We start from the raw sequence: 16,073 nt of genomic DNA on the forward strand, positions 1-16,073 counted from the left end.
AAGGCGCCACAGCAGGTGTGCCCGTTTGCCGCCGTGGGGGCCGGTCAGGCTTTCAGCCGTCGGTGCCGGTCAGAGACAGGGCAAAGCCGGGGGTGGCCTGCAACGCCGCCGTTCCTGCCAGCCGGACTGCGCGCATTCCGCGGTGCTGGCCCAGCCTGCCTTCGGCCAGTTCCTTGCCGTCAAGCCCCGCAAGCCCGATCCGCTCCAGCGTCGCCTTGGGCAGTTCGACCAGATCGCCCACCTGCCAGCCCATCAGCGCGCCCAGGGGCAACGTCAGCCGGCCCAGCACGGCATCGACCTGACAGGGCGCCTCCATCACCTGTTCGGTGAGGGCTGTGGCGAAACCTTCGGCGGGTAGGGTCTCCTGGGTTTCCGGCGGGGCGGCCGCACGCTCGCCCCGGCCATCGGCGGGCAGCGCCAGCAACAGCGACCCCGTCTTGGCCCCCATGGCAAGATCGACCTCGGCCAGGATCACACGATAGGGGCAATCCTCCAGCAAAAGACCCAGTGGCCGCGCATCGTCAAGAAACGAGGCATAGCGGAAACCCGCCGCCCAGACCCGGTCGCCATCGCCTGCAAGCTGACCATCCAGATCGTCCAGCGCACGGTCCAGAAAGGCCGACACCATCGCCGCATCGGTGCGGGTGGGCTTGCGCATCGGCGCCGCCGTGGCGGACACCCGGCCGATGGTCTGCACCTCGATCAGCGCGGCCAGCACGGGGGGCGACAGCGCCAGAAGGCCAAGCCCCTCGCCCGGCCCCTCAAGCACCGCAAACAGCGAGCGTTCTTCCGGCATGTCGAGCAGTTCGGCCAGTGACCGCCGCGCCATCGTCTGCCGTGTCACGTCCAGCGTGACCGAAAAGGCATCGCGGGCCGATCGTGCAAGCGCCATCCGCCAAGCCCGCTCTGCACCCGAGGGCGGCGGCTCCACCGGCCGCGCCTTCGCCTCGATCTTGCGCCTGATTACCGTCGCGTTCACTGCCCAGTCCCCGATGCCTGCCCTTCGTTCCTGACACAACAGGCTTGACAAAAGGTTTATGTCAGGCGGCGCGTTGCAGACGCAGCGGCAGCGTCACGCGGAAGGCGGCGCCGCCCTGACCGGGCAGATAGGCGATGGTGCCGCCAAGATTGGCCATCACCTCGCGGCAGATCGCAAGGCCCAGCCCGGCCCCGCCGGCGCGGGTCTGGTCCGACAGGCGGGCGAATTTTTCGAAGATCAGTTCCTGACTTTCATTGGGGATGCCCGATCCGTTGTCGACGAAATCCACCGTCACCCGCCCGCCCTTCTGACGGACCGAGATCCGCAGCTCGGGCCGCTCGGAATCGCAGTATTTCCGCGCGTTCGAGATCAGGTTGATGAAAACCTGCCCCAGCCGGTCGCCGTCGGTATGGATGAAGATGTTTTCGGCCACCGGGTCGCGGTGGATCAGGAAGCTGCGTTCCGGCCGGGTGTGGGCGGCGGCCTGCAAGGCGCGGTCGATCATCTGGTTCAGATTGGCCAGCCCCAGATTCAACTGCACCGCGCCGTTTTCCAGCACCGACAGATCCAGCAGATCGTCCAGCAGCCGCGTCAGCCGGATCGCCTCGTCATGGATGATCTTCGCATACCGCACCGACATTTCGGCCGGCATCTCGCCTTCCATCAGGATCTCGGAGAACGCCCGGATCGATGTCATCGGCGTGCGCAGCTCGTGGCTGATCTGGCTGAGGAAGGCATCCTTTTGCACCGACAGCCGGGTGAGTTTCTCGTTCGCCTCACGCAACTGCCGCGCGGTGCGGGTCAGTTCTGCCTGCTGCGCTTCCAGCCGCGCGGAATATTCCATGATCTGCGCGGTCTCGTTCGCGACCGCCAGCAGATCCTCGACCGAGACCGCCGCCCGGCCCGCAAGCTGCGACAGCATCGCATGCGCCGTGGCCGCGCCGACCGATCCCGCAAGCCGCAGTTCCAGCCGTTCGACGAAGGCGGGCGTCGCATCGGGCAGGTAGCCCGCCTTTCCCTGCGCGCGGGCCTCGGTTTCAAACAGCGCAAGGGCCGCCTCTTCGCCCAGAATGCGCTGCGCCATCACCAGCAGATCTTCGGCCTCGGCCTTGCCGCGGGCCCAGCCCTTCGGGCCGCTGCCGCCGGTTTCGAACACATTGACGAAAGCCGCCCCCTGAAGCCGTTCCAGCGGCTTGGGGAAGGTCAGGATCGAGCCGAGGCAGAAGGCGGTGGTATTCAGCACCAAAGACCAGAACATCGCATGGATCAGCGGGTCCATGCCCTGAACCCCGAACAGCGCCTGCGGGCGCAGCCAGCCGATGCCCAGCGGCCCTTCGGCCAGAAAGGCGGCCGAAAACACCGCATCCGCCCCGAATGACGGCAGGAACAGTGCATAAAGCCAGACCGCAAAGCCGATCAGAAGCCCCGCCAGCGCGCCGGCGCGGGTCGCCCCCCGCCAGAAGATGCCGCCCAGCATCGAGGGCAGGATCTGCGCCACCCCCACGAAGGAGATCAGCCCGATGGCCGCAAGCGCACTCGATCCCCCCGACAGCCGATAGTAAGCATAGCCCAACGCCAGCACGGCCGCGATCGAGATCCGACGCGACAGCAGCACCAGCCGCCGCACATCCCCCGAAATCGCGGGCGATGGCCGGAGCGACAGCCACAGCGGCATGACGATGTGGTTCGACACCATCGTGGCCAGCGCGATGGCCGCCACGATCACCATCGACGTGGCCGAGGAAAATCCCCCCAGAAAGGCGAACATCGCAAGCCCGCCCTGCCCCTGATCCAAGGGCACCGTCAGCACGAACAGATCCGGGTTCGCGCCCGGCGGCAGCAGGTCCAGCCCGACGACCGCGATCGGCACGACGAACAGGCTCATCAGGAACATGTAAAGCGGGAAGGCCCAGCTTGCGGTGGCAAGATGACGCTCGTCGTTGGTCTCGACCACCAGAACCTGAAACATCCGCGGCAGGCAGATCACCGCCGCCGCCGCAAGAAAGGTCAGCCCCGCCCAGCGCGCGGGTTGCAGCTCCCAGTCGGCAATGGGCGAACGGTCGATGCGGGCGATGATGTCGGCAGGCCCGTCGGCAATGCCCCAGACCACGAAGATCCCCACCGCCACCAGCGCCACCAGTTTCACCACCGCCTCGACCGCGATGGCGGTGACAACGCCGGTGTGCTGTTCGTTGGCGTCCAGCTTGCGGGTGCCGAACAGGATCGTGAACAGCGCAAGCCCTCCCGCCACCCAGATGGCGGTGCTGTCACGGTCGGGCAGTGCCCAGCCTTCGGGGGTGGAACTGGCGAAGACGGCGAAACTCAGCGTCACCGACTGAAGTTGCAGCGCGATATAGGGCGTTGCGGCGCAGACCGAAATCAGCGTGACGATCACGCCCAGCAGGTTCGACTTGCCATAGCGCGACGAGATCAGGTCCGCGATCGAGGTGACGCGCTGCTGCCGCCCGATCCGGACCAGTTTCCGCAGCGCCCACCACCATCCGATGAACACCAGCGACGGCCCGAGATAGATCGTCAGAAACTCGAGCCCCGAGCGCGCGGCATAGCCCACCGCGCCGTAAAAGGTCCATGCCGTGCAATAGATCGACAAGGACAGCGTATAGATCAAAGGCGAGCGCAGCCACGGCAGCGCACCCCGCACCGCCCGCCGTTCGACCAGAAAGGCCACAAGGAACAGCAGGATCACATAGGCCAGACAGGACAGGACAAGGATATCGAACGGCATCAGACCGTCTCGTCCTCGGCCTCGTCCTCGCGCGCCTCGTCGCGCAACCGCGGCGCGATTGCGGCCGCGACAAGGATCAGAAGCGCCCAGACCACGAACAGATAGATCCCGTCGGGCGCGGTGTCGCGCCTTTCGCTGGCAGCCGGTTCCCACAGGATCGGCAGCAGGAACAGAAAGGCGCCAAACAGCGGCAGCATCCGTGCGCCATCGCGCAGACGCCTGCGCCGATAGCCACGCCGGGCCAGAAACAGCGGGGCGCGGCGGCGGGTCATCGCGGCACCAGCGCCCGGACCGAGGCCAGCATCTCGGTGTTGGAAAACGGTTTCGACATGAAGGCATCCACCCCTGCACGCTCGGCTGCGGCGCGGTCGCGCCCCTGCCCCCGTGCGGTCAGCATCAGCACCGGCAGTTTCTCGGTCATCGGATCGGCGCGCAGCGCGGACAGGATGTCAATGCCGCTCATCCCCGGCAGCATCAGATCCAGGATCAAGAGATCGGGCCGGGCCTGACGCACGACCTCGATCGCATCGGCCCCGCCCGAATGGGTCGAGACGCGAAGCCCGTCGCGCATCAGGATGAACCGGATCGCCTCGGCGATGTTCGGTTCGTCCTCGATCAGCAATACATGCGCTGTCATGCCCCTTCTCCCCCCGGAACAGACCTGAAGGCGCCCCTCCTGCGGCCCCTTGGGCGACTATCGGCGTAAAAGCGCGCAGTGTCAAAGCACCAGCGTCGGACAATGCGCAGGCGTGGGCGCCGAGGATCACGTCCCCTCGATCAGGATCGAAGGCTCGCGCCGGGCGGGACAGGGGGTGCGCGGGCAGATCCGGCAACTGGTGCCCACGGCCCGCGCGGGGGCAGCGGCGGCTTCGGGCGGGGCGGGGTCGATCAACATCCCGGCTTCGCGCAGTTCGGGGCCGGCAAAGTCGCCGGGCAGGCTTGGTTCGCAGAAGGCGCGGGTGCGGAAGCGGCGACGGGTGCGGCTGGCGGGCTCGACCATGGCTTCGACCGGCGCCATCGGCCGGGCCAGCGCGTCAAACAGCGGCCACAGCGGACAGGCCGCACCAAAGCGCGGCAGCACGAAGCCTTCGGGCGGCTTGCGGAACACCAGCGTCCCCGATCCGTCGCAGATCACCAGCCCGGTCTGCGCGCCCGGCAGCGTCGCCATGCGGCGAAACACCGACAGGACCGAGGTGCCGAACCGCCGGGCAAGGCGCACCGGATCGTCGGTTTCGGCCAGCGCCGCCCGGAACGGCATCAGCGGCAACGCCGCCGCATCCGCCTCTGCCCGCGCGATCCAGTCGCGCGCCATGCTGCGCGCCGCGGCCGAGGCCAGCCCCGCGACTTCGGCCGCCAGCGCGGCGGGGCCTGCGCCGGCCTCCAGCTCGGGCAAGTGCCAGCCGCGCGCGGCCAGCCAGCCTTCGACCTCGTCCTGCGGCGCGCCAAGGCCAGTTTCGTCATCCTCGTCGGAACTGTCGAGATAGGCCACCAGCGCCTCGGCCCCCACCGCCAGCCGTTCGCTGTCGGCGTGCAGATTGGCATGGAAGCGCGCCCGCCAGTCGGGGGCGATGTCTTCGGTCTCGGCCAGAATCGCCGCGGTTGACCGCACGGCGCTGACGGCTGACAGAACCTCGTGCAGGGCCTCGCTCAGATGGGTGTCATGGGTCATCCGGTCGTTCAGCGCATTGACCGTGCGTTCCAGACTTCCGATGCGGCGATGCTGCGCCGCCAGCATCCGCGCCCAGCCGGGAAAGCGGCCGACCAGATCCTCGACCCGGTCCAGTTCGGGCTGGTCATCGCCGCCGGCCGCGGCGGCGGCGCGCAGATCCTCGATCAGCGCACCCTCGGCGCCGGCGGCCAGTGTGCCGGTCTCGATGGTCAGCGCGCGGGCAAGGCGGGCCAGAACCTCGTCTCCGATGCGGCGGCGGTTGTGCTCGATCAGGTTGAGATACGATGCCGAGATCCCCGCCGCCCGCGCCAGATCGGCCTGCCGCAACCCCAGTTGCAGCCGCCGCTCGCGCACGCGGCTTCCGGTCAGCGCGGTCATCGGCATCAGGCTTCCCCCCGGAATGCTACAGGATCATCCTGTCATTTCCGGGGGAAGCACAAGCGTTTTCAGGGCGGGTTTTCAACCCCGCCGCACGATCACCGGATCAAAGGGCGGACGCAAAGGCCCGGTCAGGCGTCGGCCACCACGTCCTGCCGCTGGTGCCCCAGCCCCTCGACGCCCAGTTCCACCACATCGCCCGGCTTCAGATAACGCGGCGTCTTCATCCCCATCCCCACGCCGGGCGGCGTGCCGGTCGAGATCACATCGCCCGGATGCAGCGTCATGAACTGCGACAGATAGCTGACCAGAAAGGCCACGCCATAGACCATGGTCCGCGTGGTGCCCTGCTGCATGGTCTGACCGTTCACCTTCAGCCACAGATCCAGTGCCTGCGGGTCGGCCACCTCGTCGCGCGTCACCAGCCACGGACCCAGCGGACCGAAGCTGTCGCAGCTTTTGCCCTTGGTCCACTGGCCGGAACGTTCGGTCTGAAAGGCGCGCTCGGACACGTCATTGGCCACCGCATAGCCCGCGACATGGGCCAGCGCCTCGGATTCGGGGACATATTTCGCCCGCTTGCCGATGACAAAGGCCAGTTCCACCTCCCAGTCGGTCTTGTCCGATCCGCGCGGGATATGGATCGGATCGTTGGGCCCGACGATGGCCGAGGTCGCCTTCATGAAAATGATCGGCTCGGGCGGAACCTGCGCGCCGGTCTCGGCGGCATGGTCGGAATAGTTCAGCCCGATGCAGATCATCTTGCCGATCCCGCCCACGCAAGGCCCCAGACGGGTGCCGAGCGCGACCACCGGCAGGCCTGCGGTGTCAAGGGATGCCAGCCGCGCCAGCCCCGCATCCGACAACACCTCGCCCGCGATGTCGGGCACCACGCCCGACAGATCGCGGATCGTGCCATCGGTGCAAAGCATCCCCGGTTTCTCGGACCCCGAAGGTCCGTGGCGCAGCAGTTTCATTCCGAACTCCCTGATCGCGCGGGCCGCCGGACCCGCCTAGCGCGAAATCTGGCGGATTCGGCGGCCGAGGGCCAGAGCTGTCGGCCCCCCGCCCGATATGCGTGCATACCGGTTTCATCGATTGCCCGCGCCGCATCCGTTACCCTTCACCGGCGGGTCAATGGACATCACCTGCTCGCCGGGGAACAAGAAAGCCGGGTTGACGACGATCCTTGAAAATCGCTTGGGGCGCGCGCGCGCGGCGGCCAAGGCCGGAACCTTGCCGCTGACTGGCGTCTTCCGCTATGGCAAGCCGATCACCAGCCGCGGCTTCACCTTCATGGACCGCCCCGGCCATGATCCCGCCTCGGTCACGGGCCAGATCGCTTCGGGCGGCACGCTGATCGCCTTTCGCACCGGGCGCGGCTTGGCCTTTGGGTCAAAACCTGCGCCGACGGTCATGATCGCGTCGAATACCGAAATGTTTCTGCGCCAGCGTGACGACATGGATCTGAACGCCGGCACCATCGTCAGCGATGGCGCCAGAATCAAGGCGGTGGGGCGCGCGATCCATGATCTGCTGCTGCGCATCGCCTTGGGCGAGCGGTCGAAATCCGAGGCGATGGGGCTTGGTGACCATGAATTCGTGCCCTTGCAAGTGGGTGCGGTGATGTAAGCGGCATTGACCCTGCGCCGGCCCGCGGGTTCAGTGCGCCACAGGAAAAAAGGGACGGCCATGACGATCCAGCGACTGCGCGACCTTCTGGGTGACCGGCTTCTGACCTCGGACGCGGCGCGTGCCCAGCACGCCGAGAACGAGGCCTGGTATCCCACCGCCCTGCCCGATGCCGTGGCGCGGCCCCTGACCACGCGCGAGGTGTCGCGCATTCTGGCAATCTGCCACGAGGACGGGCTGCCGGTGGTGGCGCAGGGCGCGCGATCGTCGCTGGAAGGGCATCATCTGGCGATCCGCGGCGGAATCGCGCTGGATCTGACGGGAATGGACCGGGTTCTGGCCATCCACCCCGAGGATCTGGATGCCGTGGTGCAGCCCGGCGTCACCCGCGAGGCGCTGAACGCGCATCTGCGCGACACCGGCCTGTTCTTCCCGGTCGATCCGGGCGCCAATGCGACGCTGGGCGGAATGGCCGCCACCCGCGCATCGGGCACCACGGCGGTGCGCTATGGCACCATGCGCGAGGCGGTGCTGGCGCTGGAGGTTGTCCAGGCTTGTGGCACAGTGATCCGCACCGGCAGCCGGGCGCGGAAGTCGGCCACAGGCTATGATCTGACCCATCTTTTCGTCGGCTCGGAAGGGACGCTTGGCGTCATCACGGAACTGACGCTGCGCCTGTTCGGCCAGCCCGAGGCACAGTCGGCCGCGATCTGCCGGTTTCCCTCGGTGGACAAGGCGGTGGCCACGGTGATCGCCACGATCCAACTGGGCCTGCCGGTGGCCCGGATCGAACTGGTGGACGAGATGATGGTGCGCGGCTTCAACCTGCACGCCAAGGCGGGCCTGCCAGAACAACCGCATCTGTTCGTCGAGTTCCACGGCTCCGAGGCGGGCGTGGCCGAGACCGCGGCCCAGTTCGGCGGGATCGCCGCCGACCACGGCGGGCAGGATTTCACCTGGTCCGTCCGCCCCGAGGAACGCCGCGCGCTGTGGTCGATGCGCCACAATGCCCATGCCGCAACCCGCAGCCTGCGCCCCGGCGCGCGGGTGGTGTCCACGGATGTCTGCGTGCCGATCTCGGCCTTGGCCGAGGCGGTGGCGGTCGCCCAGCACGAAGGCCGCGCCCGCGGTCTGACGCAGGCCATCGTCGGCCATGTGGGCGACGGCAACTTTCACTGCGGGATCCTGGTCGATCCCGCCGACGCGGCCGAGATGCGGCAGGTGAAGGCGTTTACCGAGCTGCTGTCGGATCTGGCGCTGCGGCTGGGCGGCGTGATCTCGGGCGAGCATGGGATCGGCATGGGCAAGATCACCAAGATGCAGGCGCAGCATGGCGCCGCCCTTGGCACGATGCGGGCGCTGAAACAGGCGCTTGACCCAAGGGACATCCTGAACCCCGGCAAGCTGCTGCCCTAGGGCGCGGCCCTTGCGCCGACAGGAAGGCATGGACGGGGCACAGACGCACCCCGTCCGGTCACAGCCCCGTCAGTTCAGGGCCTTGTCGGTGATCGCATGGCTAAAGGCGCCCATCGGTTCCTTCGAGATCACCGGGTCAGAGCCGCCACCCAGCAGCGCGGCCACGGTGCGTTGATAGTCGGCCTCGTTCAGCGCACCGTTCGATCCGGCGGTCAGCTTGGCGATCTCGCCCATCATCCGCTTCTGGTGGCCTTCGGTCTGGGCGCCGGTGTCGTCATTGTCCAGCACGATCATGGCCGCGGCATCGGGATTCGCTTCGGCCCATTTCCAGCCCTTCATCGAGGCGCGGACGAACTTGGTCATGGTGTCGACAAAGGCCGGATCCTCCAGCTTCGAGGCCATGACGTAAAGCCCGTCCTCCAGCGTGGCCACACCCTGATCTTCATATTTGAAGGTCACAAGATCATCGGCCGAAATGCCTGCATCGATCACCTGCCAGTATTCATTGTAGGTCATGGTCGAGATGCAGGCCGCCTGCTTTTGCAGCAGCGGATCGACGTTGAAGCCCTGCTTCAGCACGGTCACCCCTTCGGACGAGCCGTCGGTGGGCAGGCCCAACTTCGACATCCAGTTCAGGAACGGATATTCGTTGCCGCCAAACCAGACGCCCAACGTCTTGCCCTTGAAATCGGCCGGGCTGGTCACGCCCGATTCCTTCAGGCAGGTCAGCATCATCCCCGAGGATTTGAACGGCTGCGCGATATTGACGATATCGGCGCCCTGCTCGCGTGCGGCCAGCGCCGAAGGCATCCAGTCCACCATCACATCCGCGCCGCCCCCCAGCAGCACCTGAACCGGCGCGATGTCGGGACCGCCCGGCTTGATGGTGACCTCAAGCCCTTCTTCCTCGTAAAAGCCCTGATCCTGCGCGACGTAATAGCCCGCGAACTGCGCCTGCGTCACCCATTTCAGCTGCAACGTCACCTCTTCGGCCGAGGCCCCGCCCGCGGTCAGCGCAAGTGCCGCCGCTCCGGTCAGAAGTCGCTTCATCTCTACCTCCGTGTTGTACCCGTTGGGGGCTATTGTTGTCGGCGTTGCGACGGGTGCCAGAACGTCATCCCGCGTTCGATCAGCGCGACCGCCCCATAGAAGGCCGAGCCCGCAAGCGCGGCAACCGCAATCTCGGCCCAGACCATGTCAAGACCCAGCCGCCCCACCTCGGTCGAGATCCGAAAGCCCATGCCGCGGATCGGGCTGCCGAAAAATTCGGCAACAATGGCCCCGATCAGCGCCAGTGTGGTGGCGATCTTCAGCCCGTTGAAGATGAAAGGCATCGCCGCCGGCAGGCGCAGCTTGAGCAGGGTCTGGGTATAGCTGGCGGAATAGGTCTTCATCAGGTCGCGCTGCATCGCCTCGGTCGCGGCAAGGCCCGCGACGGTGTTGACCAGCACCGGGAAGAACACCATCACCACCACGACCGCCGCCTTCGACTGCCAGTCAAAGCCAAACCACATCACAAGGATCGGCGCGATCCCCACGATCGGCAGCGCCGCCACGAAGTTCCCCACCGGCAACAGCCCGCGTTGCAGAAAGGGCGAGCGGTCGATGGCAATGGCCGTGGCCACGGCCGCGCCGCAGCCGATCAGCCAGCCGCTCAGCGCGCCCTTGACGAAGGTCTGGACGAAATCGCCCCACAGCACCGGCAGGCTGACGGCGATCCGCGCCCCGATGGCCGAGGGCGGCGGCAGGATCACCGACGGCACCTGAAGCCCGCGGACCAGCAGTTCCCACACCACCAGAATGGTCAGCCCGAAGATCGCCGGCACCACCAGCCGCCCGGCCTTCGTGGTGGAAAACCGCGAATGCGAAATGCGGATGTTCAAAGCCAGCGTTGCGGCCCAGAAGACCAGCGCGGACACAATCCAGATCATCGCGCCATCCCCATCCGTTTCAGCACCGCCGCCTGCACCGCGCCCACGATGCCCACCAGCGCCGCCGCGACGAAAGCGGCGGCAAACAGCGCCGCCCAGATCTGGATGGTCTGCCCGTAATAGCTGCCCTGAAGCAGCCGCGCGCCCAGCCCCGCCACGGCCCCCGTCGGCAGCTCTCCCACGATGGCGCCGACAAGGCTGGCCGCAATCCCCACCTTCAACGAGGCAAACAGATACGGCATCGAGGCCGGCAGCCGCAGTTTCCAGAAGGTCTGGCCGCGGCCGGCGTTATAGGTGCGCAACAGGTCCAGCTGCATCGCATCGGGACTGCGCAAGCCCGTCACCATTCCGACCACGACGGGGAAAAAGCTGAGATAGGCCGAGATCACCGCCTTCGGCAGCAGACCCGACACCCCGATCGAGTTCATCACCACGATGATCATCGGCGCAATGGCCAGGATCGGGATGGTCTGGCTGGCAATGGCCCATGGCATCACGCTTTGATCCATGGCGCGGTTGTGGATGATCCCCACCGCCAGCAGAATGCCCAACCCCGTGCCGATCCCGAACCCCAGCAGCGTCGCCGACAGCGTGATCCAGCCGTGATAGACCAGACTGCGCTTCGAGGTGATGGCCTGCCCCGTCACCCCGTCCCACAGCCCCTTGGCCACCTGATGCGGCGCAGGCAGCACCGGGCGCTCCTGCGCCATGGTCTGCGGAACGATCTGAAGGAACGACACCTCGGTGCCGGCGCGGGCCGCCTGATCGCGCACCCATGCCGCGTTCATCCCCACGGCGGCGGCATACCACAGCGCCACGATCACCGCGATCACGGCCAGAACCGGACCCACCGATCTCATCTGCCGATCTCCTGCAAGGGGGCCTCAGTCGTCATAGGAATGCCCCGCCCTCAGCCCGTCGCGGACGCGGTGGGCGATCGCGATGAACTCGGCACTGTCGCGGATGTCCAAAGGACGCTCGCGCGGCAACGGGCTTTCGATCACATCGGTGATCCGGCCCGGGCGCGGTGACATGACGACAATCCTGGTCGAGAGATAGACCGCCTCGGGGATCGAATGGGTGACAAAGCCGATGGTCTTGCCCGTCCGCGCCCAAAGCTTCAGCAGCGCCTCGTTCAGACGGTCGCGCACGATCTCGTCCAGCGCGCCGAATGGCTCGTCCATCAACAGGATGTCGGCGTCGAACGCCAGCGCCCGCGCGATCGAGGCACGTTGCTGCATCCCCCCCGACAATTGCCAGGGATACTTCTTGCCAAATCCTTCCAGTTCAACCAGTTGCAGAACGTCTTTTACCCGCCGATCCTGCTCGGGGCGGGAAAACCCCATGATCTCCAGCGGCAGGCGGATGTTGCCGGCGATGGTGCGCCAGGGATAAAGGCCGGCCGCCTGAAAGACATAGCCGTAAGCCCTTCTTTTGCGGGCTTCTTCCGGCGTCATCCCATTCACCAGCAATCGGCCCTCGGTCGGATGCTCCAACGCGGCCACCGCCCGCAGAAATGTGGTCTTGCCACAGCCCGACGGCCCGATGAAAGAGACGAAATCCCCCTTCAGCACCCGAAGATTGACATCCTTCAACGCATGAACCGGCCCGTCTGCCGTCTGGAAAGTCAGCCCTACCTTCTGCGCATCGATCACCGGCCGGTCACTGGCACTCCCGTCCGTCATCATACCCCCGAAGCCGGAAGGCCCGACCGCACCACCGGACGCGGCGCCGTCAACTCTTTCCAGGCCGACAACGCCCGGTTCACCGCCGGCCGCGCCTCACGGGCCACGAACCTGCCATGCCCCTCCTGCGTTCGGATTTCCCCATCCATCACAGCCACTTGCCCCCGAGTCATCGTGTAGCGCGGCAAGCCCTTCACCACCTGCCCCTCAAATACATTATAGTCGATCTCCGACTGCTGCGAACCCGCCGAAATCACCTTGGTCTTTTCAGGATCCCACACCACCAGATCGGCATCCGCCCCAACCAGAACCGCCCCCTTCTTCGGATAGCAGTTCAGGATTTTCGCGATATTGGTAGAGGTTACGGCCACAAATTCATTCATCGTCAGGCGGCCCGTTCCCACCCCATGGGTCCAAAGCATCGGCATCCGATCCTCAAGCCCGCCGGTGCCATTCGGAATCTTCGTGAAGTCATTGATTCCGAACCGCTTCTGCTCGGTCGTGAAGGCACAGTGATCGGTGGCCACCACCGACAAGGACCCCGACTGCAACCCCGCCCACAACGAGTCCTGATGACTCTTGCCCCGGAACGGCGGACTCATCACCCGCCGCGCCGCATGATCCCAGTCGGGGTGGAAATATTCACCCTCGTCCAGCGTCAGATGCTGGATCAACGGCTCGCCCCAGACCCTCTTGCCCTGCATCCGGGCCCGCCGGATCGCCTCATGCGCCTCCTCGCACGAGGTATGCACGACATAAAGCGGCACCCCCGCCATGTCGGCAATCATGATCGCACGGTTGGTGGCCTCGCCCTCGACCTGCGGCGGACGGGAATAGGCATGGGCCTCGGGCCCGCGGTTGCCCTCGGCCAACAGCCGCGCCGACAACTCGGCCACCACATCGCCATTCTCGGCATGAACCATCGCCAGCGCGCCCAGATCGGCACAGCGACGGAAACTGGCATAAAGCTCGTCGTCGTTCACCATCAAGGCGCCCTTGTAGGCCATGAAATGCTTGAACGAGGTGATGCCCTGACCCACCACGGCAGCCATCTCGTCGAACACCTGCTCGCCCCACCAGGTCACCGCCATGTGGTAGGAATAGTCACAGCTCGCCCGACCGGATTTGTTGTGCCACATCGCCAACGCATCCAGCAGCCCCTGACCGGGCGCCGGCAGCGCGAAATCCACAACCATCGTGGTGCCCCCCGCCAGCGCCGCCCGCGTGCCGCTTTCGAAATCGTCCGCTGAATAGGTGCCCATGAACGGCATCTCAAGATGGGTATGCGGATCGATCCCGCCGGGCATCACATAACAGCCCGAGGCATCCAGAACCTCATCCCCGCCAAGCCCGGGCCCGATCGCCGCGATCACCCCGCCCTCGACCAGCACATCCGCCCGATAGGTCAGATCGGCCGTCACGATCGTCCCGTTCCTGATGACAGTGCTCATGTATCCTCTCCATCGCCCGCATGACGGCGGGCCACCCGGCCCCGACCTCCGCCCCGCAATTTCATTCTGGCTCAAATATCCTCGGGGGGTCCGGGGGGCAGACAGCCCCCCGGCCGTTCGTCACGCCACCACGCCGGCGGTCTCAAGCACGGCATGAAACAGCACATCCGTCCCCGCCGCCGCCCATTCGGGGCTGATCTCCTCGGCCTCATTATGCGACAGCCCACCGACACAGGGGCACATCACCATTGTCGCCGGCGCAACCCGGGCCGCCCAGCAGGCATCATGCCCCGCGCCCGAGATCAGGTCCATATGGCTCAGGCCCAGCTTTTCCGCCGCCTTGCGGACATTGGCCACCAGTTCCGGCGCGAAGGTGACGGGATCGAAATGCCCCACCGCTTCGACCGCGCAGCCCACGCCCAGATCGGCGCAGATTGCCGCCGCGCGGCTCTCGATCTCGGCCCGCATCCGATCCAGCTTGACCTGATCGGGCGAGCGGATGTCCACCGTGAACACCACCCGCCCCGGCAACACGTTTCGAGAGTTCGGCGCAAAGGTCACCTGCCCCACGCCCCCCACCGCGCCCGGCTGCGCGGCCATTGCCACTTCCTGCACCATCTCGAAGATCCGCGCCATCGCAAGGCCTGCATTGACCCGCATCGTCATCGGCGTCGATCCGGTATGCGCCTCGCGCCCGGTCAGGGTGAATTCCAGCCACCACAGCCCCTGACAATGGGTGACAACGCCGATCGACTTGCCCTCGGCCTCAAGGATCGGCCCCTGTTCGATATGAAGTTCGTAATAGGCGTGCATCCTGCGCGCGCCCACCGGCTCGGCGCCCTTCCAGCCGATCCGCGCCAGTTCCTCGCCAAAGGGCTTGCCCTCCAGATCGCGGCGGCCATAGGCATAATCCAGCGTATGCACCCCCGCGAACACGCCCGAGGCCAGCATCGCCGGGGCAAATCGTGCGCCTTCCTCGTTGGTCCAGTTGGTGATGACGATCGGGTGCCGCGTGCGGATGCCAAGGTCATTCATCGTGCGCACACATTCCAGCGCGCCCAGCACCCCCAGCACCCCGTCGAACTTGCCGCCCGTGGGCTGGGTGTCGAGGTGGCTTCCGACATAGACCGGCAGCGCATCGGGGTCTTCGCCGGCACGGGTCGCAAACATCGTGCCCATCTCGTCGACACCCATGGTGCATCCTGCCTCCTCGCACCAGCGGGCAAACACTGCGCGGCCTTCGGCATCGGCATCGGTCAGGGTCTGGCGGTTGTTGCCGCCCGCAATGCCGGGGCCGATCCGCGCCATCTGCATCAGGCTGTCCCACAGGCGTTCGCCATTGATCCGCAGGTTTTCGCCTGCGGCCGGAATGTCGGCCATCGTTGTCTCCCTGTCCGGCATCGCACGGTGGGCCGCGTCGCGCCGAGACTCTTTTTCGTTGCTCTTTTTGCGACCATCCGGTCAGGTCGAAGCGCACCATAACCTGACCAATCGGTCAAGAATATTCTCGGCCCCATTCCGGACGACGCCTGCCCCACCCGACGCGAGGCAACCCGCCGCGACACCGAACGCACCATTCTGGCTGCGGTGGAAAAAGTCTATGCCAAGTAGGGCTTTGCCGGCGCCACCATGCAGATGATCGCGGCGACGGCCGGGCTGCCCAAGGCCGATCTGCACCATGACTTCCCCACGAAAGAGACGCTCTATCGCCGGGTGGTGCAGGATATCTTCAAGATCTGGCTGCATGCGGCCGATGTCTTTGACAAAGCCGATTGCCCCGCCGAGGGCATCGGAGCCTATCTTGGCGGCAAGTTGAAAATCTCGGGCCGGCATCGGTTCGGCGCGAAGGTCTAGGCATCCGAGGGGATGCATGGCGCGCCGGTCATTCCGGATCATCTGGAAACCGCGCTGCGCGACTGGATCGACAGCCTGACAACGGCTCCCCTCTTTGGATCTCCGACGGACGGATACGGTCGGTCGATCCACATGATCTGCTGACGCTACGATCCGGCCCCACGCCGATTTCGCTCATCAGATCGAGACGCTGAACGATGGCCGCCCGCTGTTGGATGCCGACCGGGGGTGGCCATCCCCGACGTCAAGGCGATCATCCTGCGCGGGATCGGCGCGCAGTGACGGCACCCCGTTGCACCACCCTGGCGCCGGGCCAGGCTGTGGGCGCCATC

At 66.4% G+C, this 16,073-nt stretch carries 14 protein-coding genes and 1 pseudogene; 3 read left to right on the forward strand and 12 right to left on the reverse strand.

Going from position 1 to position 16,073, the window contains the following annotated elements; genetic code table 11:
- Positions 1-52: 52 nt before the first annotated feature.
- From CRO07_RS13985 to CRO07_RS14010, 6 genes are all read right to left on the reverse strand, one after another.
- Positions 53-979 (reverse strand): FliM/FliN family flagellar motor switch protein, encoded by a 927-nt coding sequence (locus CRO07_RS13985; RefSeq protein ID WP_235841009.1) that lies wholly within the window; start codon positions 977-979, stop codon positions 53-55.
- A gap of 61 nt (positions 980-1,040) precedes the next feature.
- Complete coding sequence (locus tag CRO07_RS13990; RefSeq protein WP_097031290.1) at positions 1,041-3,725, reverse strand: ATP-binding protein; 2,685 nt, start codon at positions 3,723-3,725, stop codon at positions 1,041-1,043.
- Positions 3,725-3,997, reverse strand: coding sequence for a hypothetical protein (locus CRO07_RS13995; protein ID WP_097031291.1), 273 nt, complete (start codon positions 3,995-3,997; stop codon positions 3,725-3,727). Before CRO07_RS13995 ends, CRO07_RS13990 begins: the two co-directional genes overlap by 1 nt.
- Complete coding sequence (locus CRO07_RS14000) at positions 3,994-4,362, reverse strand: response regulator transcription factor (RefSeq protein WP_097031292.1); 369 nt, start codon at positions 4,360-4,362, stop codon at positions 3,994-3,996. The genes CRO07_RS13995 and CRO07_RS14000 overlap by 4 nt, the downstream gene beginning before the upstream one ends.
- Positions 4,363-4,488: 126 nt before the next feature.
- Positions 4,489-5,778: a helix-turn-helix transcriptional regulator gene (locus tag CRO07_RS14005; RefSeq protein ID WP_097031293.1), complete on the reverse strand. Its 1,290-nt coding sequence runs from the start codon at positions 5,776-5,778 to the stop codon at positions 4,489-4,491.
- 125 nt (positions 5,779-5,903) lie between these two features.
- Positions 5,904-6,749, reverse strand: a complete 846-nt coding sequence (locus tag CRO07_RS14010) for a fumarylacetoacetate hydrolase family protein (protein WP_097031294.1) — start codon at positions 6,747-6,749, stop codon at positions 5,904-5,906.
- A gap of 160 nt (positions 6,750-6,909) precedes the next feature.
- Here CRO07_RS14010 and CRO07_RS14015 point away from each other — a divergent pair, with 160 nt between their 5' ends.
- The gene (locus tag CRO07_RS14015; protein ID WP_328589349.1) at positions 6,910-7,404 is read left to right on the forward strand and encodes a hypothetical protein; all 495 of its coding nucleotides are present in this window, start codon (positions 6,910-6,912) and stop codon (positions 7,402-7,404) included.
- Between the two features lie 60 nt (positions 7,405-7,464).
- Positions 7,465-8,820 carry an FAD-binding oxidoreductase gene (locus CRO07_RS14020; RefSeq protein WP_097031296.1) on the forward strand — a complete coding sequence of 452 codons (1,356 nt, stop codon included), beginning with the start codon at positions 7,465-7,467 and terminating at the stop codon, positions 8,818-8,820.
- Between the two features lie 69 nt (positions 8,821-8,889).
- On the opposite strand, the gene CRO07_RS14025 is transcribed toward CRO07_RS14020, so the two are convergent.
- The 6 genes from CRO07_RS14025 to CRO07_RS14050 all read right to left on the reverse strand — a co-directional run bounded on the left by CRO07_RS14025 (position 8,890) and on the right by CRO07_RS14050 (position 15,267).
- Positions 8,890-9,870, reverse strand: coding sequence for an ABC transporter substrate-binding protein (locus tag CRO07_RS14025; RefSeq protein ID WP_097031297.1), 981 nt, complete (start codon positions 9,868-9,870; stop codon positions 8,890-8,892).
- Positions 9,871-9,899: 29 nt separating this feature from the next.
- Positions 9,900-10,751 carry an ABC transporter permease gene (locus tag CRO07_RS14030; RefSeq protein ID WP_097031298.1) on the reverse strand — a complete coding sequence of 284 codons (852 nt, stop codon included), beginning with the start codon at positions 10,749-10,751 and terminating at the stop codon, positions 9,900-9,902.
- Positions 10,748-11,611, reverse strand: coding sequence for an ABC transporter permease (locus CRO07_RS14035; protein WP_097031299.1), 864 nt, complete (start codon positions 11,609-11,611; stop codon positions 10,748-10,750). Before CRO07_RS14035 ends, CRO07_RS14030 begins: the two co-directional genes overlap by 4 nt.
- Before the next feature lie 24 nt (positions 11,612-11,635).
- The gene (locus CRO07_RS14040) at positions 11,636-12,436 is read right to left on the reverse strand and encodes an ABC transporter ATP-binding protein (protein ID WP_097031325.1); all 801 of its coding nucleotides are present in this window, start codon (positions 12,434-12,436) and stop codon (positions 11,636-11,638) included.
- Positions 12,436-13,887, reverse strand: coding sequence for a dihydropyrimidinase (hydA, locus tag CRO07_RS14045; protein WP_097031300.1), 1,452 nt, complete (start codon positions 13,885-13,887; stop codon positions 12,436-12,438). The genes CRO07_RS14040 and hydA overlap by 1 nt, the downstream gene beginning before the upstream one ends.
- A 120-nt stretch (positions 13,888-14,007) precedes the next feature.
- The gene (locus CRO07_RS14050) at positions 14,008-15,267 is read right to left on the reverse strand and encodes a Zn-dependent hydrolase (protein WP_097031301.1); all 1,260 of its coding nucleotides are present in this window, start codon (positions 15,265-15,267) and stop codon (positions 14,008-14,010) included.
- Positions 15,268-15,510: 243 nt separating this feature from the next.
- Here CRO07_RS14050 and CRO07_RS19130 point away from each other — a divergent pair.
- A pseudogene (locus CRO07_RS19130) lies at positions 15,511-15,741 on the forward strand (TetR/AcrR family transcriptional regulator); the annotation flags it as partial.
- Positions 15,742-16,073 lie beyond the last annotated feature (332 nt).

The sequence above is a fragment of the Cereibacter ovatus genome (assembly GCF_900207575.1).
Taxonomy (GTDB): Bacteria; Pseudomonadota; Alphaproteobacteria; order Rhodobacterales; family Rhodobacteraceae; genus Cereibacter_A; species Cereibacter_A ovatus.